Consider the following 22422-nt stretch of genomic DNA (forward strand, 5'->3'; position numbering starts at 1 on the left):
CTCAGCCGGTCAGGGCCTGGTCTACCAGGTTCTTGGCTTCTTCTTGGATCTGCTTGAGGTGGTCGGGGCCCTGGAAGGACTCGGCGTAGATCTTGTAGACGTCCTCGGTGCCGGAGGGCCTCGCGGCGAACCAGCCGGACTTCGTGCTGACCTTGAGGCCGCCGATCGGGGCGTCGTTGCCGGGGGCGGTGGTCAACGTCGCGGTGATCGGCTCACCCGCGAGCTCGGTGGCGGTCACCTGCTCCGGGGAGAGCTTGGCGAGCACGGCCTTCTGCTCCCGGGTGGCCGGGGCGTCGATCCGGGCGTACGAGGGCGCGCCGAACCGCTCGGCCAACTCCGCCCAGTGCTCGCTCGGGCTGCGCCCGGTGGTGGCCAGGATCTCGGCGGCCAGCAGGCAGAGCAGCAAGCCGTCCTTGTCGGTGGTCCAGGTCGAGCCGTCGCGGCGCAGGAACGACGCCCCGGCGCTCTCCTCACCGCCGAAGCCGACGGACCCGTCGAGCAGGCCGGGCACGAACCACTTGAAGCCGACCGGCACCTCCAGCAGCGGCCGGCCCAGGTCCGCGGCGACCCGGTCGATCATCGACGAGGAGACGAGCGTCTTGCCCACCGCGGCGGCCGGACCCCACTCGGTACGGGTCCGGAACAGGTGGCCGATCGCCACCGCCAGGTAGTGGTTGGGGTTCATCAGGCCCGCGTCCGGGGTGACGATGCCGTGCCGGTCGGCGTCCGCGTCGTTGCCCGTGGAGATCTGGTAGTCGGCGCGGGCGGCGATCAGCGACGCCATCGCGTTGGGCGAGGAGCAGTCCATCCGGATCTTGCCGTCGCCGTCGAGGGTCATGAACCGCCAGGTCGGGTCGACAGTCGGGTTGACCACTGTCAGGTCCAGCCCGTGCCGCTCGGCGATCTCACCCCAGTACGCCACGCTCGCCCCGCCCAGCGGGTCCGCGCCGATGCGGATCCCGGCGTCGCGGATGGCGTCGATGTCGATGGCCGCCGGCAGGTCGTCGACGTAGTGGGCGAGGAAGTCGTACTCCCCGGTGGTGTCGGCGGCCCGCGCCCGCGCGTGGGTGATCCGGCGGACCTCCTTGAGCCCGGCGGCGAGGATCGCGTTGGCGCGGTCCTGGATCCACCGGGTCACGTCGGTGTCGGCCGGCCCGCCGTTTGTGGGGTTGTACTTGAAGCCGCCGTCGTCCGGCGGGTTGTGCGACGGGGTGATGACGATGCCGTCGGCGAGCCCGCTGGTACGACCCCGGTTGTGGGTGAGGATCGCGTGCGACAGCGCCGGGGTGGGGGTGTAGCCGTCGCGGCTGTCGACAAGCACGGTGACCCCGTTGGCGGCGAGCACCTCCAGCGCGTCCACGGCGGCCGGCGCGGAGAGCGCGTGCGTGTCCCGGGCAAGGAACAGCGGGCCGTCGAGGCCCTGCTCCCGCCGGTAGTCGCAGAGCGCCTGGGTGACCGCGAGGATGTGGTCGGAGTTGAACGCGTTGCGCAGGCTGGAACCCCGGTGGCCGGAGGTGCCGAAGGAGACCTGCTGCGCCGGGTCCGCGGGGTCCGGATGCTCGGCGTAGTAGGCGGTCACCAGGCGCGGCACGTCGACCAGGTCGGCGGGCTCGGCGGGCTGGCCGGCACGGGGGTGGGTCACTGCGGGATCCTCCTCGGGGAGTGCCTGTCGCTCACGGCTCGACCTTCTGGCCCTTGCCGATCACCACGATGCCATTGTCGGAGACGGTGTAGCGCTGCCGGTCCTTCTCCAGGTCGACGCCGATCTCGACGCCCTCCGGGACGAACACGTTCTTGTCCAGGATGGCCCGCCGGACCACCGCGTGCCGGCCGATCTCCACACCCTCCATCAGCACCGAGCCCTCGACGTGCGCCCAGGAGTGCACCCGCACCTTCGGCGAGACGATCGAGTTCTCCACCAGCGAGCCGGAGATCACCACACCCGGGGAGACCATCGAGCCGACGGCCCGGCCGACCCGCTCACCCCACTGGTGGACGAACTTCGCCGGCGGCCACGGCGGCTGCTCGGTGTAGATCGGCCACTCGAAGTTGTAGAGGTTGAAGACGGGGTGCACGTTTATCAGGTCCATGTGCGCGTCGTAGAACGAGTCGAGCGTCCCCACGTCACGCCAGTAGCCGCGGTCCCGGTCGTTGCTGCCCGGCACCTCGTTGTCGCGGAAGTCGTAGACGTTCGCCTCGCCCCGCTCGACGAGCATCGGGATGATGCTGCCGCCCATGTCGTGCTTGCTGGACTTGTCCGCCGCGTCACGCTCGACCGCCTCGCAGAGCGCCCGGGTGGTGAAGACGTAGTTGCCCATCGAGGCGTAGATCTCGTCCGGCGCGTCCGGCAGGCCCACCGCGTCGGTGGGCTTCTCGCGGAACGCCCGGATCCGCTTGCCGTCCTCGCCGACCTCGATGACGCCGAACTGGTCGGCCATCGACAGCGGCTGGCGGATGCCGGCGACGGTGACCGCGGCGCCGGAGGCGATGTGGTCCTCCACCATCTGCCGCGGGTCCATCCGGTAGATGTGGTCGGCGCCGAAGACGATCACGTAGTCGGGCTGCTCGTCGTTTATCAGGTTGAAGCTCTGGTAGATGGCGTCGGCCGAGCCGGCGAACCACCACGGGCCACGACGCTGCTGCGCGGGCACCGGGGTGACGTAGTTGCCGAGCAGCGTGGACATCCGCCAGGTCTTGGTGATGTGTCGGTCGAGGGAATGGGACTTGTACTGGGTCAGCACGACAATCTTGAGATAGCCGGCGTTGGCCAGGTTGGAGAGGACGAAGTCGACCATGCGGTACATCCCGCCGAACGGGACGGCCGGCTTGGCCCGATCCGTGGTGAGTGGCATCAGGCGCTTGCCCTCACCACCCGCCAGGACGATCGCGAGCACCTTGGCAGCCATGCCCCGACGCTATCCACCCGCGTCGGACTTCACCACTCGTACGGGGACTCTTCTGCATTAGGGTGCGGGGTCATGACGGAACCCACCCCGCTGCGCGTCGACCTGCTCACCCGCGAGTACCCGCCGGAGGTCTACGGCGGCGCCGGGGTGCACGTCGAGTACCTGGCCCGTGAGTTGCGCCGCCGCGCCGACGTCCGGGTGCGCTGCTTCGGTCTGCCGCGCACCGAGCCGGGCGTCACCGCGTACCCCGAACCGCCCGGCCTGACCGGCGCGAACGCCGCGCTGCGCACGATGGGCGTGGACCTGGAGATGGCCGCGGGCGCGGCCGGCGCCGACGTGGTGCACAGCCACACCTGGTACGCGAACCTGGCCGGCCACACCGCGAAACTGCTGCACGGGGTGCCGCACGTGGTGACCGCGCACAGCCTGGAGCCGCTGCGGCCGTGGAAGGCCGAGCAGCTCGGCGGCGGCTATGCGCTCTCCTCCTGGATCGAACGCACCGCCATGGAGGCCGCCGACGCGGTGATCGCGGTCAGTGGCGGGATGCGCAACGACGTGCTCGCCGCCTACCCGCAGATCGACCCGGACCGGGTCCGGGTGGTCTACAACGGCATCGACACCATTCAGTACGCGCCGGATCAGGCGACAGACGTGCTCGACCGGCTCGGCGTCGACCCGTCCCGTCCCAGCGTGGTCTACGTGGGAAGGATCACTCGGCAGAAGGGCCTGCCCTACCTGTTGCGGGCCGCGCGGGAGCTGCCGGCGGACACCCAGCTCGTGTTGCTCGCCGGCGCACCGGACACCGCCGAGATCGCCGCCGAGGTCCAGGAGCTGGTCGCCGAGTTGCGGGCCAACCGTTCCGGCGTGGTCTGGGTCGCCGAGATGTTGCCCAAGCCCGAGGTGATCCAGGTGCTCACCCACGCCACCGTCTTCGTCTGCCCGTCGGTGTACGAGCCGATGGGCATCGTCAACCTGGAGGCGATGGCCTGCGAGACGGCGGTGGTGGCGACCGCGACCGGCGGCATCCCCGAGGTGGTGGCCGACGGTGAGACGGGCCTGCTGGTGCCCATCGAGCAGGCCACCGACGGGTCCGGCCGACCGCTGGCCCCGGAGAAGTTCGTGGCCGACCTGGCGGCGGCGATCAACACGCTGCTCGCCGATCCGGCGCGCACCGGGCGGCTCGGCCTGGCCGGTCGCCAGCGCGCGGTGGACCACTTCTCCTGGGACGCCATCGCCGGTCAGACCCTCGACGTGTACCGCTCCGTCGGCGCGGGCTCCGCTGGCTTCACGGGCTCCGCGGGCTTCACGGGCTCCGCGGGCTGAGGCGGCCGGCGACATGCGGTACGACGAACTCGAAGCGGCGATCCTCCGTCTGGTAGTCGCGGCCGGGGAGGACGAGCTGCGTGCCTTCGGCCTCGACACGGTCACCCGGCTGGTCCGCAGCAACCTGCTCGACACCGCCGCAGGCGACGAGTTGGACGAGGACGCGTGGGCGGCACTGGCCACCGCCCGGGAAAATGTCCGCACCGCCAGCGCGACGGAGCTACGCGCACAGCTGGAGCGGATCGACGCGGGCGTCCTCGCCGACGGCGACCTCGATCAGGGGCTTCTGATCGTCATCACCGCGCTCGAACACTGGACCACCTACCTGGAGGAGGACCAGCGTGGGGAGCTGTACGAGCTGGCCATCCGCTCCGTCGAGGAGGTCGACTTCCAGATCTCGGCCGATCTCGACGACTTCCTCGCCACCCCTGAGATGACCGCCGAGTACGCCCGGATCGAACGCCTGCTCACCACCGGCCTCAGATCGCCGTCCCCGGCGGGGACTTGAGTGACGGAGTCGCCTCGGCGGAGTGACCGCCGCGCCCGTTGCGGAGCGCGCTCGCCGCGATGCGGATCAGGTCGATGTTGACCCCGGCCGCGCCGCTCGGATCATGCACCTTCAGCTTCACGTCGAGGCTCACCGCCGTCGCACCCCAGCCCTGCGCCTCGATGTTCAGGTGCGCCACCTTCTGCGACGCGAGGTGCGGTAAGTAGCCGAGCGGAGCGACCTCGACCGTGCCGGCGGCGTGGCTTTCCGACAGGGCGTTGAGCTTGGACTGCTTCTTGGTGTTGGGGTTGTCGACAAGGTTGCGGAAGTCCTCGGTGCCGCCCAGATTGACCTGGTAGGAGCTGACCAGGGTGAGGCCCCGCTCCTGAAGGAGCCGCAGCAGCGCGTTGTGCAGCACCGAGGTGCCGAACTGGCTGGCCAGGTCGTCGCCCAGCAGCGGCACGCCCGCCTCCTCGAACCTGTGCAGCACGTCCGGATCACGGGCGACCGGGTCGGACGTGGTGTTGATGAAGGCGACACCCGCTGTGCGCGCTGCTTCCGCGTACGCCCGTGCCGTGTTCGGCCGCCCGCTCGGCGCCGAGTAGAGCAGCACCTCCGCGCCGGCCAGCGCCGCCGCTACCCGTTCCACCTCCGCCGCGTCGACAAGGCCCTTCGTGACGGGCACGCCCGCTCGGGGTAGGTCGCAGTCCAGCCGGGGAAAATTGTTGGGCGGTAGGAAGATCGCCTCGGTCAGGTCCCGACCGATCTTCTCCGCGGAGGTGGCGAAGGCCACCACGACGTCGATGTCCCCCACCCCGAGCCCGTCGATCATCGGCCTGCGGATGCCGACCAGACTGCCGCTCTGGCGGTAGAGAGCAAGCCCCTGCACCAATGCCGACGTGTTGTTACCGACCCCGACAACCGCCACCTTCACCCGTTCGATCATGGCCGGAGGCTACGTCACCTCCGGTTCGGTGATCCACTCCAACCGGCCCGTCGACGGCGCCGGAAAGTGTCGTACAGGTGTGCCAATCTCTTGGTGTGATTGAAGCGTTGGAGCAGGCCGAGGCCGCGGTGGCGGCCTGCTTCGACACGCCCCCCTGGGCTGCGGCCGAGCACGACCTCGTGGCGGCGTTGGACGCCACGCACCGCCTCGAGCAACGGCTGGCCGCGGTCAAGCTGGGCCTCGTGCGTGAGTTGGACGGTCGCGGCACCGCGACGGCGCAGGGCGCGTCCTCGACGGCGGTGTGGCTCCGCGACCGGTTACGCCTCGGCGTCGGTGTCGCCCGCCGCCTGGTCGAGCTGGCCGCGACGCTCGACGCCGCCCCGCCCGGCGTGCGGGACGCGTTGGCCGGCGGGTCGGTCGACGTGGAGCAGGTCCGGGTCATCGCCACCACTGTCGAGAACGTCCAGGCCAGCGCCGGCCCGGAGGCTGCCGACAAGGCCGTCGGCGTCCTCGTCGACTGGGCGGCGCAGTTCGACGCCACCCTGCTGCGCAAGCTCGGCACCCGGATCCTCGACCACGTCGCCCCGGACATCGCCGACGCCGCCGCCGAGGCCGCACTACGGGCATCGGAGTCGCGGGCCGCCCGGGACCGGCACGTCACCATCAGCGAACAGCCCGACGGCCGACTACGCCTGACCGGCATCCTCGACACCGAAGCCGCCGCCGCCCTGCGGGCCGCCATCGACCCGCTGACCACGCCCACCGGCACCGACGACACCCGCACCCCGGGCCAACGCCGCCACGACGCCCTCGCCGACGTCTGCCGGCTCGCGCTGCGCACCGGCGAGCTACCCGACAACGGTGGCCACCCCACCCAGATCGTCGTCACCACGAGCTACGACGGGCTGACCCGGCAGTTGGGCACCGCCGCCCTGGACACCGGCCTACACCTCAGCGCCGAGGCCGTGCGTCGGCTCGCCTGCGACGCGAGCATCCTGCCCGCCGTCCTCGGCGGCGGCAGCCAGATCCTCGACGTCGGCCGGCAACGCCGCCTCATCACCGGCCCGCTCCGCCGCGCCCTCGTGCTGCGCGACCGGGGCTGTGCGTTCCCCGGCTGCGACCGCCCGCCCCGCTGGTGCGACGGCCACCACATCCACCACTGGGCCGACGGCGGCGACACCAGCCTCACCAACGCCGTCCTGCTCTGCGGCCACCACCACCGACATCTCCACCACAGCGACTGGGTCGTGCGGCTCGGCGGCGACGGGCACCCCGAATTCGTGCCACCTGCCTGGCTCGACCCCAACCAGATCCCCCGCCGCAACCACTACCACCGGCGCAACTAGCCAGACAGCCGGCCGAGACCGAGCTGCGCCAGGACCTCCCCACCCCCGACGCCCCCCACCCCGTCGGGCCTCGGACATCTCCGCCGCGTTCCCGGATCCGGCGGTGTCAGCCAGAGCGGTCGGCGCACAGGCGGCCCCGGCAGAAGTCCCGGAAGGATCGTGGCGTACGACCGGTCACATCTGCGACGGTCGACGTCGTCCGGTCTTCCGCGCCTGCCGCGATAGCCGTGTCCAGGCTCGCGAGGAAGCGGGCGAAGTCCGGCGGTATGCCGTTCGCGCTGTGGCGTTCGGCCAGTTCCGCCGCGTCGATCGAACGGTGCCGGACCGGCCGGCCACCGACCTCGGTGAGGACGGCGGCGACAGCGTCATAGCTCAGCGCCTCCGGTCCGGTGATGATGTGGTCGGTGTTGTGCGGTGTCGGGTCCGTGAGAGCCCGCACCGCCACCTCGGCGATGTCGGAAGGATCGACGAAGCCGACCCGGGCGGTGCCGGTGGCGCTGACGATCTCGCCATGGTCGCGGGCACTCACGGCGTACGGCTGCTCACCCACGAAGTTCTCCATGAACCAGGACGGCCGCAGTACCGCCCATTCCGCGAACAGCTCACCGAGGCGTGCGTGCACAAGGCCCAGCCCGTGCTCGGCGGGCGGGACGGCCGAGGAGCTGAGCAGGACCACCCGGCGGACACCGGCGTCGCGTGCCCGCTCAAGGAAGGGCAGCATGATCGGCGCCGGGTCGACCTCGCCGACCGGGGGGATGGCGTAGATCGCGCGCACGCCACCCAGAGCGTCCGGGTGGGTGGTCGGGTCGCGCCAGTCGAAGCGGACCCCTCCGGTGGCGGGGCGTCGGCTGGCGATCCGGGTGGGGTGACCGCGCTCGGCAAGCTTGGCGGCGACGATGCGGCCGGTGGTCCCGGTGCCACCGATGACCAGGATCATGAGCGCACCAGGCCGCCGCCGAGCAGATCCTGTGCGGCGATCGGATCCCAGTAGTCGCGATAGCGCACAAGCTGCCCGTGACGGATGGTCAGGACGGCGATGTAGCGCACCTCGTACGGTCGACCCGTCGCGACGACGAAGCCGGAGGCGACGAACTCGACGACGATGACCTCGGGGTCCCTGGTCTCGTGCACGGTGCGATCGCGGATCTCGCGGACGTCGAGCAGTGCGGGGTAATTGATCAGGTACTCGTGCAGCTCGGCGCGCCCGGCTACCCGACGCGGCTGGCCGGGCGGTGCGAACGGGAGCTCCAGCACCGCATCCTCGGCAAACAGCGCGATGAACCCGGCCATGTCCTTGGCGAGCAGCAGCTCCATGCCTCGATGGAACACGGCGGTGGGGTGGTCCGACATGATCGTCCTTTCGTCGTCCGGGACGGTCGCGATAAGATTCGGACCGCCGGTCCGCTTTGACTATACGGACCGACAGTCCGTTTGGCGAGAGGGGTGTCCGGTGCGGGCCGATGCGCTACGCAACAGGGAGTCGGTGCTGGCCGCCGCCGGGCGTCTCTTCGACGCCGCAGCCGACCCCGATCAGGTGTCGATGGACGACATCGCCGCCGCGGCCGGCGTCGGCAAGGGCACCCTGTTCCGGCGCTTCGGCGACCGCATCGGGCTCGTCCGCGCCCTCTACGAGCAACGGGGACTGCGGTTGCAGGCTGCGCTCGCGGTGTCAGCCACCCGGCCGGCGGCGGAGCAGGCCGTCGAACTGCTGCGGGCCATGCTGCGCTTCAAGCTCGACAACCGGGTGCTCACGCTGGCGCTGGAGAGTGCCGGGGGCGGCAGTCCTTACCGCAATGAGGCGTACGACTACTGGCACGCCCTGCTCGCCGGCCTCGTCGTGGAGGCCCGCGGCCCGCAGACGGCGGACTATCTGGCCCACGCCCTGCTCGCCGCCGTCCGCAGCGACCTGGTCGAGCACCTACGCGACTGGCCCGAAGCGCGGTGGCACGAGGGACTGAACGCACTCGTCGACTCCGTGTTCGACGGTCACGACTGCCAGTCCGAGCGCCCCACAGGCCCACCGCGCTGACTGACTCCCCCGGGGGCCGGTGACGGACGTCAGGCGACGCCGAGGGTGGTGGCGAGCTGGACGATGCCAGCGGGCGCGTCGGCGGACCGCCACACCACGGCGACCAGCTTTCGTACCGCTGGCCGGTCGTGCACCTCGCTGTGGGCGGTGCGTTCCGCGTCGAGCAGCGTCCGGCCAGCCCGAAGCATGTCGCCGGTCAGGGCATATGCGCGGGCCACGTCGAGGAGGTACGCGGCACGGTGCTCGGGCGGCAGCCACCGCCACTCCTCGCCGGCCACCAGCCGCTCGTGCCGAGCTGTGGCCGTGGTGACGTCGCCAAGGGCCGCCTCGGCCACCACCCGGGCGGCCTCGACCACCGCCTGGCCGACGATCCCCGTGGCCCCGTCGAGCGCCCGGCGTGTGCGGGGTTGGTCCTTGCCGCCTGCAGCGGCGAGCGCAGCCTGGATCAGTAGCGTGCCCCGAAGCGATGAACCGACCGGAGAGTCATCGCCGGCCCGCAACGCACCGATGCGGTCAGCGGCGACGAGCGCGGCATCCAGGGCGGACCGTCGTCGACCACGGGACCGCAGGGCCTGACTCAGTGCCACGGTGGCGATGCCGGCCACCTGCGGATCGTGGGTCGCCAGGGCGACTGTCATTCCACGGTCGGCGGCCAGCCAGGCCAACTCCCCCTGGTCGACCTTGACCAGCACCAGCGCCATGAGCGCGTACACCCGCACCAGCAACACGTCCGTCGCTCCGGGGCGAGCGGCATGCGCTTCACGGACGGCGCCGAGCAGGTCGGGCAGCAGTGCCAGCAACGCCGGGTACCGGGCGTGCCGATAGCTCTGCTCGGCATGGTCGAGCCGGGCCTGTAACTCCTCGACCAGCGGCGGTCGGTCCGCGCCCGGCAGGTCGTAGCGGGCCAGCGCCGTCCGGATACCGTCCACCCCGGCGGCCACCGGAGTCGGTCGCACGGGCCGGGCCGCCAGCAGGACCTCCACGTCGATGCGCAGCGTCTCGGCGACCTCCCGGAGGTTGGACACCCGCTCCAACCGGCGTACCCCACGCTCGACCTTGTCCACCCAACTCTTCGACTTGCCGAGCCGGTCGGCGAACTGCTGCTGCGTCATGTTGCGCCGCACCCGCCACTGGGCGACCCGGCGACCCACCGGCAGCTCGTTCACCGCCGGCCCGTCGCGCTCACCGCAGGACCCCCACCACAAACAACAGGAGTACGACCACCGCGATCGCGATGCCGTAGGCGTACTGCCGCCGGGTGAGCGGTGCCCGCGTCGGCGGGGGCGGACCGGGCACCCGATCCCCGTCCGGCTGCGGAGGCCGCGCCCCAACAATCGGGTACGCCGGCGGCAGCGGCCCCTCCGGCAAACGCTCGTCCAACTGTGCCTCCTCGCGGCGCAACGACATCGTGGGTGATGGGGGTGGGTGAGCGCTGGGAGCGGTGGGGAACGGACGGGGCGGAGTGGGGTGGTGGGGCTGGGTGGGTGAATGGATGGGGGATGCAGTTCGGGGCGGGGCCGGCACCGGAAAGCACGCCAGCTCATGAAGAACTCCGCTGCTGACGAGAGCACCTTCAACGCAACCCAACTTAGGACCCTAAGTAGCAAGAGTCAACACAGGGTCCAGACTGTGTCGCGCGTGGTGAGACTCTGTACAGGCTGACGAGAGGTGGTCCCACCATGCCCCGCAAGCCTGTCTACGAGCAGGTCGTCGATGACATCACGACCTCGATCCGCAGCGGCACCATCAAGCCCGGCGACAAGTTGCCGACCATCGCTGAACTCGCTCGCCAGTACAACTCGTCGGACAACCCGATCAAGCGGGCTCTGTGGATCTTGGATGAGCGGGGCTGGATCGAGGTGCACCAGGGCAAGGGCTCGTTCGTGGCACCGAACCCGCCCGCCTGACTCCGTTCGGACCCTCGCCCGACCTAGATCCACTCGGGTTTCTGGAAACCGCCGCGTCCGGGTCGCCTCGATACCGCGCTTTCAAGGAGCGCGTGTGGATCTTGTGGCGTCCGGGCCACGGCACCGCCCCCGAGAACGGAACCCGGGCTTGGAGTGTCTACCGCCGTCAAGGTCACGCTCGAACCAGGATCTAGGGCGTGTGTCAAAGTCCTCGGTCGAGCCGAGGCGGAGTCCAGGCGGCGGTCCGGCAAGGCGGAGATTGGTCCGGATACCGGTGTTGTATCCGGACCAATCTCCAACGCGGCCGGTCGTCGTCTGGGCCCGCCGCAGGCCGGCCAGGGGCTTTGACACACGCCCTAGTGGCATCGCCGACGCGCCGATACCACTACAACCAGGATTTGTGCGATCTTGCCGCCTGCGGATCGTCGCGACAGGGCGGGGGCGGACAGGCGAGGTGCTTGGCCGCGCGCAAACGGACGACGGCCGGACGACGGCCAGCGGCCCGGTGTGGTCAGGCGTCTGGCGTGGTCAGGCGTCTGGCGTGGTCAGGCGTCTGGCGTGGTCAGGCGTCTGGCGTGGTCAGGCGTCTGGCGTGGTCAGCGTCAGGGTCGGGAAGTATGTGCGGTAACGCGACCCGTCACGGGTCAGCAGGTGGTACCGGCACACGGCCGCATGCGCGCCGATGTAGAAGTCGGCAAGCGGCGACCGCTTCGCGCCGCCCAGTTTCCGGTACCGCGCGTACGCCTTGCCGGCGAGGAAGCCCGCCAGGTACGGAAGCTCCTCGCGCAGGAAGTCCCCCGCCGGCAAGGCCTCGTCCAGTTCTTCGATGCGGTCGAAGCGGACCGACACCTCGGCGTACACGATGGGGTTGATCACCAGGTTGCCCGCGTCGCGGGCTTCGGCGAGCGCGGTCCCGGACCACTCCGCCCACTTGGGGTCATCGGTGAGGATGTCCAGCAGCACGTTGGTGTCGACCAGGGTCGTCACGGCGTCAGGTGGACGCGGCGGCACGGCACGGAGCCGGTCACTCGCCACGCAGCATCTCCATCAGCTCCTCGGTGGACATGTGCTCGGTCTCCTTGGCGCTGCCCCGGCCCCGCAGGTGGCCGACGAGACGTTGGCCCCGGGTTTCGGCGCCGTGGACTCGAACGATGCGGAGGGCGCCACCCTCCTCGACCACATCGACCTCGTCGCCCTCATGCAGGTTGTACTGGGCCCGCAGCGCCGCCGGAATGGTGACCTGGCCCTTGCTATTCAACCGCATACCTGACCCCCTGTCACGTGTCTCATATGATACGCGACACTTGGAAGGTATGCAGGCGGCCTTGATGGCTTCTATCGGGCGCGCCCTCCCGCCGGCGTCCGGGGCTTGGCCGCGCGCGAACGGATCTCGCGCAGTAGGTTGGCGGGGTGACTGGACGGTTCCCGATCGAAGACGTCTCCCCCGTCGTCTCGTGCGGGCGGTACCCGGCCAAGGCGGTGGTCGACGAACCGGTCCCGGTGTCGGCCCGCGCCTACCGGGAGGGGCACGACGCGCTCGGCTGCAACGTGGTCTGGATGGGTCCGGACGGCGTCACCAGGCCGTTCACCCGGATGCGCCCCGGCGAGCCCGGTCAGGACCGGTGGCACGCCACCATCCGACCCGACGCCGTCGGCCCCTGGGCCTTCGCCGTGGAAGCGTTCCAGGATCCGTACCTGACCTGGCAGAACGCGGTGACGAAGAAGATCGCCGCCGGGCAGGGTCCGGAGGACCTGGCCAACGACCTGGCCGAGGGCGCGCGGGTGCTCGCCGCCGCCCGGGACCTCGTCCCGACCGCCGACCGGCCCCGGGTCGCCGACGCGCTCACCGCGCTCGTCGAGACCGACAGGCCGTTGCCGCAGCGGGTCGAGCCGGCGCTCGCCCTGGCCGACCTGCTCTGGGAGCACCCGGTGCGGGAGTTCGTCACCGCCGGTGACACGTACTCGATCTGGGTGGACCGCAAGCGGGCCCTCTACTCGGCCTGGTACGAGTTCTTCCCCCGCTCCGAGGGGGCGACGCAGGACCGGTCCGGCACCTTCGCCACCGCCACCGACCGGCTGCCGGGCGTGGCCGCGATGGGCTTCGACGTGCTCTACCTGCCGCCGATCCACCCGATCGGCCGGATCAACCGCAAGGGCCGCAACAACGCGCTCACCGCCGGGCCGACCGACGTGGGCTCGCCGTGGGCGATCGGCGCCGCCGAGGGCGGCCACGACACGATCCACCCCGACCTGGGTACGCCCGCGGACTTCCGGGCCTTCATCGAGGCGGCGGCGGCACAGGGCCTTGAGGTGGCGATGGACCTGGCGTTGCAGTGCGCGCCGGACCACCCGTGGGTCACCGAGCATCCGGAGTGGTTCACCACCCGGGCCGACGGCAGCATCGCGTACGCGGAGAACCCGCCGAAGAAGTACCAGGACATCTACCCGGTCAACTTCGACAACGACCCGGAGGGCATCCGGGCCGAGGTGCTGCGGGTGGTGCTGCACTGGGTGGGCGAGGGCATCCGGATCTTCCGGGTGGACAACCCGCACACCAAGCCGTTCGACTTCTGGCACTGGCTGATCGCCGAGGTCAAGAAGATCGACCCGGACGTGCTGTTCCTGGCCGAGGCGTTCACCCGGCCGGCCATCATGCACGGCCTCGGCAAGATCGGCTTCACCCAGTCGTACACCTATTTCACCTGGCGCACGACGGCCGCGCAGATGCGGGAGTACTGCGAGGAGCTGGTCGAGTCGGCCGACCACATGCGGCCGAACTTCTGGCCGAACACCCCCGACATCCTGCACGAGTCGCTGCAGCACGGCGGCCCGCCGATGTTCAAGATCCGGGCGGTGCTGGCCGCGCTGCTCTCCCCGTCCTGGGGCATGTACGCCGGCTACGAGCTGTTCGAGCACGTGGCCCGGCCGGGGGCCGAGGAATACCTGGACAACGAGAAGTACGAGCTGCGCCCCCGCGACTGGGCCGGCGCCGAGGCGCAGGGCCGCTCGCTGGCACCGTTCCTGACCACCCTCAATCGGGTACGCCGCGACAACCCGGCCCTGCACCAGCTCCGCAACCTGGTCTTCCACGAGATCGACAACCCGGCGTTGCTCTGCTGGTCCAAGCACGACCCGGACACCGGCAACACCGTCATCGTGATCTGCTCGTTCGACCCGCGCATCGTGCAGTGGGGCAACACCACGCTCGACATGCCGGCGCTCGGCTTCGACTGGCACGAGCGGTTCACCGTGCACGACGAGCTGACCGGCACCAGCTACGACTGGGGTCAGCGCAACGCGGTGCGGCTCGACCCGTACCTGCAACCGGCGCACGTGTTGACCGTGCGCCGCCCGACCCCACCCGCCACGCCGGAGCCCACCGGCGTCGTACCGGCGGACCTCACCGTCACCGACGTGCCCACCGACCTGTCCGGCGGTACCGCGCCGACCGCCCCCGCCCCGAAGGACGCCCGATGGACCAGCTGATCTCCGGAGCGACGCACGACCCGCACGCGCTGCTCGGCGCGCACCCCGCCGAGGGCTCGACGACGATCCGCACGCTGCGCCGGGGCGCCGGTGACGTGGTGCTGCTCGTCGGCGACGAGCGGCATCCGATGAAGCGGGTGCACGACGTGGGTGTCTTCGAGGCCCAGGTCGACGGCACCGTGCTCGACTACCGGGTGGAGGTCGACGGCACCGCCCACGACGACCCGTACCGCTATCCGCCGACGCTCGGCGAGCTTGACCTGCACCTGATCCGGGAGGGCCGGCACGAGCGGCTGTGGGACGCGCTGGGCGCCCGGGTCTTCGACGAGGGCGTCGCCTTCGGCGTGTGGGCGCCCAACGCCCGCGGCGTGCGGGTGGTCGGCGACTTCACCGGCTGGGCACCGGACGACGGCTGGCCGATGCGGTCGCTCGGCTCCAGCGGCGTGTGGGAGCTGTTCGTCCCCAACGCCCGGGTCGGGGCCCGCTACAAGTACCGGGTGCTGGGCGCCGACGGGCAGTGGCGGGACAAGGCCGACCCCCTGGCCGCGTACGCGGAGGTGCCGCCGGCCACCGCCTCGGTGGTGCACCACTCGACGTACCTGTGGAACGACGCGGACTGGCTGGCCCGACGGGCCGAGCGGCAGCCGCACCAGGAGCCGATGAGCGTCTACGAGGTGCACCTCGGTTCGTGGCGACCCGGGTTGGGCTACCGCGAGCTGGCCGACCAGCTCACCGCGTACGTCACCGAGTTGGGCTTCACGCACGTGGAGTTCCTGCCGGTGATGGAGCACCCGTTCGGCGGTTCCTGGGGCTACCAGGTCACCGGCTACTACGCGCCGACCTCCCGCTTCGGCGACCCGGACGACTTCCGCCACCTGGTGGACCGGCTGCACGCCGCCGGCATCGGCGTGCTCCTGGACTGGGTGCCTGCGCACTTCCCGAAGGACGAGTGGGCCCTCGCGCGCTTCGACGGCACCCCTCTCTACGAGCACCCCGACCCGCGCCGGGGCGAGCACCCCGACTGGGGCACGTACGTCTTCGACTTCGGCCGCAACGAGGTCCGCAACTTCCTGGTCGCGAACGCGCTCTACTGGTGCGACCAGTTCCACGTCGACGGGCTGCGGGTGGACGCCGTCGCCTCGATGCTCTACCTGGACTACTCCCGGGAGCACGGGCAGTGGGCCCCGAACCAGTACGGCGGTCGGGAGAACCTGGAGGCCATCGCGCTCATGCAGGAGGTGAACGCGACTGTCTACAAGCACCACGCCGGGGTCGTCATGATCGCCGAGGAGTCCACCGCCTGGCCGGGTGTCACCGGCTCCACCGCCGAGGGCGGGCTGGGCTTCGGGTTCAAATGGAACATGGGCTGGATGCACGACACCCTGCTCTACACCTCGAAGGACCCGATCTACCGCCAGCACCACCACCACCAGCTCACCTTCTCCCTGGCGTACGCGTGGAGCGAGAACTACGTGCTGCCGATCAGCCACGACGAGGTGGTGCACGGCAAGGGCTCGCTGGCCGGCAAGATGCCCGGCGACACCTGGCAGCGGCTGGCGAACGTCCGGGCGCTGCTGGCGTACATGTGGGCGCACCCGGGCAAGCAACTGCTCTTCATGGGCTCCGAGCTGGCCGACGACCGCGAGTGGAGCGAGGAGCGCGGCCTGGACTGGTACCTGCTGCACGACCCGGCCCGCGCCGGGGTGCAGCGCCTCGTCGCCGACCTCAACCGGGTCTACCGGGACACCCCTGCGCTCTGGGCACAGGACACCCAACCGGCCGGGTTCCGGTGGATCGCCGGCGACGACGTCGCCAACAACACCGTGTCGTTCGTCCGGATCGCCCCGGACGGCTCGACGCTGGTGTGCGTGGCGAACTTCTCCGCCCAGCCGCTGCACGACTACCGGATCGGCCTGCCGGCCGGCGGCACGTGGACCGAGGTGCTCAACACCGACGCCCACCACTACGGCGGCTCCGGAGTGGGCAACCTGGGCCAGGTACGCGCCGAGGACGTGCCGTGGCACGGCATGGTCGCCTCGGCGGCCCTCCAGGTCCCGCCGTTGGGCGCCGTCTGGCTCCGCCAGAGCTGACCTGCTGACGCCGTTCCCTGCACCGGACCCACAGATGACGCCGTCCTCATGATCACTTGATGCTGAGTAGTTCTGTGGATCTCCTGGCAACTACTCACCATCACGTGATCGAGCGGCATCCGCTCGTCGAGCCGTGAAGCGACGGCGCTGGCCACGGCGGTTGACCCAGGCGTAGTACCTCGGAACGCCCACCACGGTTCTCAGCAGATAGACCCCGACAAGAAAGAGCAGCAGGAGAACCAGGCTGGTCCGCAGGATGCCCAGCAACGCCAGGGCAAAGGCCCAGATTCGCCACGCCGGACGACCGTACCGGCAGTCGGTGTTGCCCTTGCCGTGGCAGACCTCGCGGAACTCGACCGGCCCACCCCGGTCGGCGGGGGTGACGGTCGAGTGCCGGACCACGGTCCGCACCTCGCGACCGTCGCGGGTCCGCACCGTCAACGCGCAGTGCCACCAGTAGCCGAACCCGTCGCCGCTCACCGGACCGACCCGGCGGCACTCGTGGACCGTCGCCTCCACCGGCTGCTGGGCAGGGGTGGACTTGAACACTCCCACGCCCGGGTAGAAGCTCCACACGGTGTCCAGCGCCAGCGACGAGGCGACGAGGCCGGCCGCGAGGGCAACCACCGCCGCGAACTGCGTCAGCCGCCCCCAGAACGGCCCGCGCCGCTCGTACGCGGCGGTCTGTTCACCCTGCAGGCGCGCGGTCTCGTCCCTGTCGCCGTCGGGCAGCTCGGCCGTACCTGCCACGCCATTCACCGTCACTCCCCACCCCACCTACCGCCCAGGCCGGTCGGATGGGACCGTAGCCCAGCACGGCAACCCCGGCGGCGGCCAGACCGGGCCGGCGTCAACCGGCTGGCCGTCGAGCTCTGCGGCCTGCCCGTCGCTGGGGTGCCGTCTGGCTTCGCCAGGCTGAGACGGTCCGCTCAACCGGGGCCTCATGGCTGCTCCGGTTCCCGGAGCCTTCAAAGGACTGTTCAGCGTCAGGTGGTCACGCCGCAGGCCACGGACGACGGCCTGCGGCACGGGATCGCCGGGCAGCCCTGGCTATCGCCCGGCGGCGACGCCAGAGGGAGATCAGCCCCGGCTCCCTGCGATACGGCGGCGGGACCAGGAAACGTGGCTGGTTGAACCAGATGATTGCCGGCATGGACAGCATGAGAAAGAAGAGCGCGCCGGCTTCCACCCGAATCACCACGGTGGCGAGATCGGACGACACCTCCCCCAACGGGATCAGCATCACCACCATCAGGAGCAGCGTGAGAAACGCGGCCGGCGAGGCCCGCCAGAGCGCGTTCTTGGCGGAACGTGAGATCGGCAAGAACCAGTAACCCCGCATCGTCGCCGCCTTCCCGATCCCTCGCCAGCAGCGCCTGACCGCCACGGCGGCGGCAATCAGGAACAGCGCCACGAGCAGTGGCATGAGAAAGCCCTCAACCCTGCCCGACATGTCACCAGCGCCCATCCACACGAGCATCGGTCCTTTCCTCAGGAATTCATGACTGTCCGGTGAGCGGGAGCGCGGATTCGGCGCAATCCCCGCCCAACAGCCAGGAGAAGACACCTCAACACGTCAGCGGGTTCCATCGTCAACCCACTTCGATGGCCGGACCGCAGGCAGCTCCCGGCGGGCGTTGGGGCTCCACGGCAGGGTCACCAGATCCACCAGAAGCATGCGACTGAACCGGACCTGCCGCTGCACCACCCCACTGCCGAGGGGGTTGACCGAGAAGTGAGCTGCCTGCATCGCCCCGGTCACGAGCATCAGGAACCAGGACCCACAAAAGACCGCAACAAGTGGCACGACCACGACCACTGAAGCCGGGTGGCCGATGACGTGCTGGGCGCGCAGGAACTGGGTCAGCGCGGCGAGGGCACCAGCCAGGAACGCCAGCCGCCAGGACAAGACGTGCAGACGGTAGGACGCGCGGCGCCTGGTCGCGGTCACCTGCTCGTGGGGCATCTGGCTGCTCCTCAAAGGACACGGACCAATGGGGGTATGAGTAACGCGAAGACCGACCAGCCGCCCACCAACCACAGCAGGTGACGCCGCCAGGTGGCTCTGCTTTCCGGGTCGCCCTCGTCGGCGAGGGCCACGCGCCGCCCGTAAGTGTCGATCTTCCTGACCGCTCGACGGGCGCCCGGATAACCCATCAGGCGGCCGACGACGGAGGGCTGGAACGCGTAGCAGTGGACGTCCTCGGCGCCGCTGACCCGGACGACAAGACCATGCTCCGCGACCACCTCCTGGACGCGGCTCCACGGTATCGCTGTCGACAGTCCCGGGTTGACCACCAGCAGTGCGGCCGGAGTCACCCGCACGTAGGAGAACATGGCGGCGAGCGTGACGAGGTGACAGAGGCCGACGAAGAACGCGGCGACCAGCAACAACTCGCTCCAACCGTTCGCCGGATTCCTGCTGAACATCACCATCATGAAGCCGAACACGGCCCACAGCAGCAGACCGCCGAACCACGCACCCCATCTCCTCATCGGCATCAGAGTCGTTCGCGAACAGCCTGCCTGATCCGCCGAACTGTCTCGTCCCGATACGGAACGGCGTCGCGCGCCTGCCAGACGAAGCCCAGACCCGTGGGGAGGATGGCGCAGAAGGAGACGGTGTCGCCGTACCGGGAACTGATCGTCAACCGCGCGCCGGACGCGGGTTCGACGGCCGTCACGTCCGGAAGGCTCATCGACTTGGCGCGGACCCAGGCCTCTCCAGGGTTGTGGATTTTCCAGATCCGCTCCGGCGCGAAGAGCAGGCGCCTGGTGGTGAGGACGAGGAGAGCACCGTAGGCGCTGAACACCGTTGCACCAAAGGGAAAGTATCCCCGCTGGCTGAACAGGACCGGTTCGTCGGGCGCCAACTGTGGCTGCACGTATCGCACCATCGACCCCCGCTCCGGCCGCCCACGCCGGCCGGCTCGGATGGGACCGTAGCGCAGCGCGGCAACCCCGGCGGGGGACGCTCCTGTGCCACGTCACGTGTTGGCCGTCGCGCTCTCCGGTCTGCCCGCCGCCGGGGTGCCGTCCGGCTCCGACAGGCCCAGACGGTCGGCTCGACCGGGCGTCAGGGCTGCTCGGCCCGGAGGAACGCGCCGATGTCGGCGGCGATCTCGTCGGGGTGCTCGCCGTTGATGGCGTGCGACGCCTCCGGGTAGGTCTTCACGGTGCCCCGGGGCAGGGACCGCTGCGCCAGCTTCGCGGCCTCGCCCGCGTCGTGCAGCCGGGACTTCCCCGCCATCAGCACGAGCACCGGGACGCCGACCGCCGCGAGCTGTTGCTCGGACAGCCGTGTCGGGGCGGACAGTTTCATCGCGTACGCCTGCATGCCGGCCTCGATCATCCGCGCGACCGGCACGTCCTGCACCGGAGCGCCGTTCGCCGTCCAGCTGGTGAAGCTGTCCCGCCAGGATCGGGGCGCCCAGCGAACACTCACCGGGATGGACCGCAGCACCACCTCCGCGGACAGGCCGGCGAAGACGAGCACCGGATCGAGCAGCACGACACTCCCGATTTTCTGCGGCCGGTGCACCGCGAGGTTCATCGCCGTCCAGCCGCCGAACGACACGCCGACCAGGTGGATGGTCGGCTCGGGCAGCGCCAGCAGGACCTCGTGCAACCACTGTGCGTGCGCGGCCGTGTCCTTGATGGGGCGCTGCTGGATGCTCATGCCCGGCTCACCGAGCAGGTCGACGGTGTAGACGTCGCGCAGCCGCAGCAGTGGCGGCAGGTTGTCCGCCCAGACCGGCGACGCCGACGCCCGACCTGGCAGAAGGAGCAGGGGCGCGGCGGCCGGGTCGGCGCCGCCGCTGAAGTGGTAGAGCCGGACGACGCCGTAGCCGGTCCGGACGTCGAGCGTGCGGTCGGGCTCGGGTAACTCCGCCATCGCCTCCCGGTAGGCGCCGACGAAACGATCGTGGGACTCCGTCGACGTGAAGTAGCCGACGGGTGCCGGATCGCGCAGCGCGTACGCGATCGCCACCGTGACCACCGCGAGCACCGCCGCGGCCCGGAGGAGGGCGCGCCGGTGCGCTCGTAGGAAGTTGCCAACCTTTCGTGCGATCTTAATTACCATACGGTCAGATTACTAACCGCACGGTAGAAAATACAACCGACAGGTCAGAGATCGGGTGGCGAATCGGCCGGTACGGTGAGCGGGTGCACCCGAACGACGCCGCATCAGCGCAGGTCCGCCCCACCAAGCCGCTCACGATCACCGAGCAGGCACGACGGGCGCAACTCATTGGCGTGACCATCGACCTGGTTGCCCGACACGGCTATCCGGGCACCTCGCTCGCCCGGATCGCGGAGGCGGCCGGCATCTCCAAGGCGGCAGTCCTCTACCACTTCCCGTCCAAGGACGCGGTCGTGCGAACCGCCTACGGCTCGGTCCTGGAGTCCCTCACCGCGTACGTGGGCGCCGAGGTCGCGGTGCGATCCGGCGCGTCCGCGGTGGAGGCCTACGTCCGGTCCCTGGTGGCGTACCTGCGGGACCACCCGGACCACACCCGGATGATCGTCGAGGCGTTGAGCGAGGAGACCGGCATCGGTGACACGCCGAACGCGCGCAGCCGGCGGGACGCGGTCGCCGGTCTGATCGAGGCGGCGCGGGCGGCCGGCGACTACCGGCCCGGCGTCGACCCGCAGGCCACCGCCGTCATCGTGAACGGCGCCATCGACGCGATCGTCTCCGAGCGCCTCGCCGACCCCGACTTCGACAGCCGCCACGCGGCCGAGGAACTGGTCACCATGCTTCGCCGGTCCCTCGGCATCGCACCCCAGGACACCGAGAAGCCGGGCCCCTGACCGGCGGTCAGACCAGGCCGGCGTCGCGCAGCAGTTGCCACAGGCCGGCGCCGTCCGGGGCGGACAGCCACTTCTGCCCCACCGGACCCGACGACGGGCGACCCGCCGGGGCGGGCAGGGTGCCGGCCAGCACGGACTGCGTCGGGGAGAGCCGGCGGATCGCCACCCCGGCGACGTTCTCCGGGTGGGCGGCGGCGAACTCCCGGTAGATCTCCTGGTCGTGCTGGCCGTCGTCGCCGACCAGCAGCCAGCGCACGTCGGGGAACTCGCGGGCCAGCCGGGCCAGGGTGACCCGCTTGTGTTCCATTCCGCTGCGGAACCAGCGGTCGGCGGTCGGCCCCCAGTCGGTGAGCAGCAGCGGCCCGGCCGGGTAGAGGTGCCGGGACAGGAAGCGGGTAAGCGTGGGCGCCACGTTCCACGCGCCGGTGGAGAGGTAGAAGACCGGCGCGCCGGGGTGCGCGGTGACCAGCCGCTCGTAGAGCACCGCCATGCCGGGCACCGCGTTGCGGGCGTGCTCGTCGAGCACGAACGTGTTCCACGCGGCGAGCAGCGGCCGGGGCAGCGCGGTGACCATCACCGTGTCGTCGATGTCGGAGATGATGCCGAACTTGACCTCCGGGTCGAGGATGCGCACCGGCGCGTCGACCGGCTCGGCGTCCGGGACGCTGAGGCGGACCGTGCCCCAGCCGGGTGGCAGGTCGGCCTCGACGAGCGTGTCCACGAAGCCGCTGCGGTCGGCCTGCGTCTCGTGCCGTACCCCGCCGGCCTCGATGGTCACGGTGACGTGCTTGTTGGGCAGGGTGGTGAAGCTGCGCCAGCCGCGGACCTTGTCGAGGCGGCCCCGCTGGCGGGTGTCCGGTCGGCCCAGCAACACCCGGCACATCACCCGTACCCAGCCCGGGGCGCCGTAGCCGGTGTACGCGACGATGTTGACCCGCCAGCCGGTGCGCCGCAGCCGGCGCTGGACGAGTTGGTGTACGGCGTCCTCGATCCGCGCAGCCCGGTGCAGGTTCGGAACGGCCAGTTGACCGGCGGGAGTGGGTGGCACGCGCCAACCCTGCCACACGTCGACGGCAGCGGCCACGCG

General features: G+C 70.6%; 24 protein-coding genes. 8 read left to right on the forward strand and 16 right to left on the reverse strand.

From position 1 onward, the window contains the following. Nucleotide 1 precedes the first annotated feature (1 nt). Nucleotides 2–1642, reverse strand: coding sequence for a phosphoglucomutase (alpha-D-glucose-1,6-bisphosphate-dependent) (gene pgm, locus ACLQ29_RS10130; protein ID WP_425771363.1), 1641 nt, complete (start codon nt 1640–1642; stop codon nt 2–4). A gap of 31 nt (nt 1643–1673) precedes the next feature. After that, nucleotides 1674–2906, reverse strand: coding sequence for a glucose-1-phosphate adenylyltransferase (gene glgC, locus ACLQ29_RS10135; protein WP_425771364.1), 1233 nt, complete (start codon nt 2904–2906; stop codon nt 1674–1676). A gap of 72 nt (nt 2907–2978) precedes the next feature. On the opposite strand from glgC, the gene glgA reads away from it, so the two are divergent. Together glgA and ACLQ29_RS10145 are read left to right on the forward strand one after the other, a co-directional pair. Next, nucleotides 2979–4229: a glycogen synthase gene (gene glgA / locus ACLQ29_RS10140; RefSeq protein WP_425771365.1), complete on the forward strand. Its 1251-nt coding sequence runs from the start codon at nt 2979–2981 to the stop codon at nt 4227–4229. Between the two features lie 13 nt (nt 4230–4242). Beyond that, entirely contained in the window at nt 4243–4737 is a 495-nt protein-coding gene (locus ACLQ29_RS10145; protein WP_425771366.1) for a hypothetical protein, read from the forward strand. Here the strand turns inward: ACLQ29_RS10145 and ACLQ29_RS10150 are convergent. Continuing rightward, on the reverse strand, nt 4709–5662 hold the full coding sequence (locus tag ACLQ29_RS10150) for an inositol-3-phosphate synthase (protein WP_425771367.1): 954 nt from the start codon (nt 5660–5662) through the stop codon (nt 4709–4711). The two genes, ACLQ29_RS10145 and ACLQ29_RS10150, sit on opposite strands and share 29 nt — an antisense overlap. Nucleotides 5663–5757: 95 nt before the next feature. On the opposite strand from ACLQ29_RS10150, the gene ACLQ29_RS10155 reads away from it, so the two are divergent. Further along, entirely contained in the window at nt 5758–7008 is a 1251-nt protein-coding gene (locus ACLQ29_RS10155; protein ID WP_425771368.1) for a DUF222 domain-containing protein, read from the forward strand. Nucleotides 7009–7114: 106 nt separating this feature from the next. Here the strand turns inward: ACLQ29_RS10155 and ACLQ29_RS10160 are convergent, their stop codons facing one another. Together ACLQ29_RS10160 and ACLQ29_RS10165 are read right to left on the reverse strand one after the other, a co-directional pair. Further along, entirely contained in the window at nt 7115–7945 is an 831-nt protein-coding gene (locus ACLQ29_RS10160; protein ID WP_425771369.1) for an NAD-dependent epimerase/dehydratase family protein, read from the reverse strand. Beyond that, nucleotides 7942–8322: a nuclear transport factor 2 family protein gene (locus ACLQ29_RS10165; protein ID WP_425771370.1), complete on the reverse strand. Its 381-nt coding sequence runs from the start codon at nt 8320–8322 to the stop codon at nt 7942–7944. The genes ACLQ29_RS10160 and ACLQ29_RS10165 overlap by 4 nt, the downstream gene beginning before the upstream one ends. Before the next feature lie 136 nt (nt 8323–8458). On the opposite strand from ACLQ29_RS10165, the gene ACLQ29_RS10170 reads away from it, so the two are divergent. After that, a complete protein-coding gene (locus ACLQ29_RS10170) occupies nt 8459–9037 on the forward strand; it encodes a TetR/AcrR family transcriptional regulator (protein ID WP_425771371.1) in 579 nt (192 codons plus the stop codon). Nucleotides 9038–9066: 29 nt separating this feature from the next. On the opposite strand, the gene ACLQ29_RS10175 is transcribed toward ACLQ29_RS10170, so the two are convergent. Further along, nucleotides 9067–10203 carry a helix-turn-helix domain-containing protein gene (locus tag ACLQ29_RS10175; protein ID WP_425771372.1) on the reverse strand — a complete coding sequence of 379 codons (1137 nt, stop codon included), beginning with the start codon at nt 10201–10203 and terminating at the stop codon, nt 9067–9069. Nucleotides 10204–10219: 16 nt separating this feature from the next. Further along, a complete protein-coding gene (locus ACLQ29_RS10180) occupies nt 10220–10417 on the reverse strand; it encodes a hypothetical protein (RefSeq protein ID WP_425771373.1) in 198 nt (65 codons plus the stop codon). 299 nt (nt 10418–10716) lie between these two features. Between ACLQ29_RS10180 and ACLQ29_RS10185 the strand changes: the two genes are divergently transcribed. Then, complete coding sequence (locus ACLQ29_RS10185) at nt 10717–10944, forward strand: winged helix-turn-helix domain-containing protein (protein WP_425771374.1); 228 nt, start codon at nt 10717–10719, stop codon at nt 10942–10944. A gap of 579 nt (nt 10945–11523) precedes the next feature. Here the strand turns inward: ACLQ29_RS10185 and ACLQ29_RS10190 are convergent. Both ACLQ29_RS10190 and ACLQ29_RS10195 read right to left on the reverse strand, forming a co-directional pair. Further along, nucleotides 11524–11979: a type II toxin-antitoxin system VapC family toxin gene (locus ACLQ29_RS10190; RefSeq protein ID WP_425771375.1), complete on the reverse strand. Its 456-nt coding sequence runs from the start codon at nt 11977–11979 to the stop codon at nt 11524–11526. After that, on the reverse strand, nt 11969–12208 hold the full coding sequence (locus ACLQ29_RS10195; protein WP_357104693.1) for an AbrB/MazE/SpoVT family DNA-binding domain-containing protein: 240 nt from the start codon (nt 12206–12208) through the stop codon (nt 11969–11971). The genes ACLQ29_RS10190 and ACLQ29_RS10195 overlap by 11 nt, the downstream gene beginning before the upstream one ends. Nucleotides 12209–12354: 146 nt before the next feature. Between ACLQ29_RS10195 and ACLQ29_RS10200 the strand changes: the two genes are divergently transcribed. Both ACLQ29_RS10200 and glgB read left to right on the forward strand, forming a co-directional pair. Next, on the forward strand, nt 12355–14430 hold the full coding sequence (locus tag ACLQ29_RS10200; protein WP_425771376.1) for a maltotransferase domain-containing protein: 2076 nt from the start codon (nt 12355–12357) through the stop codon (nt 14428–14430). Continuing rightward, nucleotides 14418–16520 (forward strand): 1,4-alpha-glucan branching protein GlgB, encoded by a 2103-nt coding sequence (gene glgB / locus ACLQ29_RS10205; RefSeq protein ID WP_425771377.1) that lies wholly within the window; start codon nt 14418–14420, stop codon nt 16518–16520. Before ACLQ29_RS10200 ends, glgB begins: the two co-directional genes overlap by 13 nt. A 90-nt stretch (nt 16521–16610) precedes the next feature. Here the strand turns inward: glgB and ACLQ29_RS10210 are convergent, their stop codons facing one another. The 6 genes from ACLQ29_RS10210 to ACLQ29_RS10235 form a co-directional block, all read right to left on the reverse strand. Then, nucleotides 16611–17270, reverse strand: coding sequence for a DUF6346 domain-containing protein (locus ACLQ29_RS10210; protein ID WP_425771378.1), 660 nt, complete (start codon nt 17268–17270; stop codon nt 16611–16613). 244 nt (nt 17271–17514) lie between these two features. After that, nucleotides 17515–18000 (reverse strand): hypothetical protein, encoded by a 486-nt coding sequence (locus tag ACLQ29_RS10215; RefSeq protein WP_425771379.1) that lies wholly within the window; start codon nt 17998–18000, stop codon nt 17515–17517. A gap of 96 nt (nt 18001–18096) precedes the next feature. After that, entirely contained in the window at nt 18097–18486 is a 390-nt protein-coding gene (locus ACLQ29_RS10220; RefSeq protein WP_425757786.1) for a hypothetical protein, read from the reverse strand. A gap of 11 nt (nt 18487–18497) precedes the next feature. Continuing rightward, nucleotides 18498–19016 carry a hypothetical protein gene (locus ACLQ29_RS10225; RefSeq protein ID WP_425771380.1) on the reverse strand — a complete coding sequence of 173 codons (519 nt, stop codon included), beginning with the start codon at nt 19014–19016 and terminating at the stop codon, nt 18498–18500. Between the two features lie 5 nt (nt 19017–19021). Beyond that, nucleotides 19022–19405, reverse strand: coding sequence for a hypothetical protein (locus tag ACLQ29_RS10230; RefSeq protein WP_425771381.1), 384 nt, complete (start codon nt 19403–19405; stop codon nt 19022–19024). A gap of 191 nt (nt 19406–19596) precedes the next feature. Continuing rightward, complete coding sequence (locus ACLQ29_RS10235) at nt 19597–20604, reverse strand: alpha/beta fold hydrolase (RefSeq protein ID WP_425771382.1); 1008 nt, start codon at nt 20602–20604, stop codon at nt 19597–19599. Between the two features lie 83 nt (nt 20605–20687). On the opposite strand from ACLQ29_RS10235, the gene ACLQ29_RS10240 reads away from it, so the two are divergent. Further along, nucleotides 20688–21335 (forward strand): TetR/AcrR family transcriptional regulator, encoded by a 648-nt coding sequence (locus tag ACLQ29_RS10240; RefSeq protein ID WP_425771383.1) that lies wholly within the window; start codon nt 20688–20690, stop codon nt 21333–21335. 7 nt (nt 21336–21342) lie between these two features. On the opposite strand, the gene ACLQ29_RS10245 is transcribed toward ACLQ29_RS10240, so the two are convergent. Next, complete coding sequence (locus ACLQ29_RS10245; protein WP_425771384.1) at nt 21343–22383, reverse strand: App1 family protein; 1041 nt, start codon at nt 22381–22383, stop codon at nt 21343–21345. Nucleotides 22384–22422: the final 39 nt, after the last annotated feature.

Origin of the sequence: Micromonospora sp. DT228, from assembly GCF_049841595.1 — a bacterium.
In the GTDB taxonomy this organism is placed as follows: Bacteria; Actinomycetota; Actinomycetes; order Mycobacteriales; family Micromonosporaceae; genus Micromonospora.

Bases quoted from the DNA above. Each gene is read 5' to 3' on its own strand.
- ACLQ29_RS10235 (WP_425771382.1), bottom strand. From the start codon at position 20,604: ATGGTAATTAAGATCGCACGAAAGGTTGGCAACTTCCTACGAGCGCAC.
- ACLQ29_RS10150 (WP_425771367.1), bottom strand. From the start codon at position 5,662: ATGATCGAACGGGTGAAGGTGGCGGTTGTCGGGGTCGGTAACAACACG.
- ACLQ29_RS10220 (WP_425757786.1), bottom strand. From the start codon at position 18,486: ATGCCCCACGAGCAGGTGACCGCGACCAGGCGCCGCGCGTCCTACCGT.
- ACLQ29_RS10215 (WP_425771379.1), bottom strand. From the start codon at position 18,000: ATGCTCGTGTGGATGGGCGCTGGTGACATGTCGGGCAGGGTTGAGGGC.
- ACLQ29_RS10145 (WP_425771366.1), top strand. From the start codon at position 4,243: ATGCGGTACGACGAACTCGAAGCGGCGATCCTCCGTCTGGTAGTCGCG.
- ACLQ29_RS10195 (WP_357104693.1), bottom strand. From the start codon at position 12,208: ATGCGGTTGAATAGCAAGGGCCAGGTCACCATTCCGGCGGCGCTGCGG.
- ACLQ29_RS10185 (WP_425771374.1), top strand. From the start codon at position 10,717: ATGCCCCGCAAGCCTGTCTACGAGCAGGTCGTCGATGACATCACGACC.
- ACLQ29_RS10165 (WP_425771370.1), bottom strand. From the start codon at position 8,322: ATGGAGCTGCTGCTCGCCAAGGACATGGCCGGGTTCATCGCGCTGTTT.
- ACLQ29_RS10225 (WP_425771380.1), bottom strand. From the start codon at position 19,016: ATGAGGAGATGGGGTGCGTGGTTCGGCGGTCTGCTGCTGTGGGCCGTG.
- glgA (WP_425771365.1), top strand. From the start codon at position 2,979: ATGACGGAACCCACCCCGCTGCGCGTCGACCTGCTCACCCGCGAGTAC.
- glgC (WP_425771364.1), bottom strand. From the start codon at position 2,906: ATGGCTGCCAAGGTGCTCGCGATCGTCCTGGCGGGTGGTGAGGGCAAG.
- glgB (WP_425771377.1), top strand. From the start codon at position 14,418: ATGGACCAGCTGATCTCCGGAGCGACGCACGACCCGCACGCGCTGCTC.
- ACLQ29_RS10160 (WP_425771369.1), bottom strand. From the start codon at position 7,945: ATGATCCTGGTCATCGGTGGCACCGGGACCACCGGCCGCATCGTCGCC.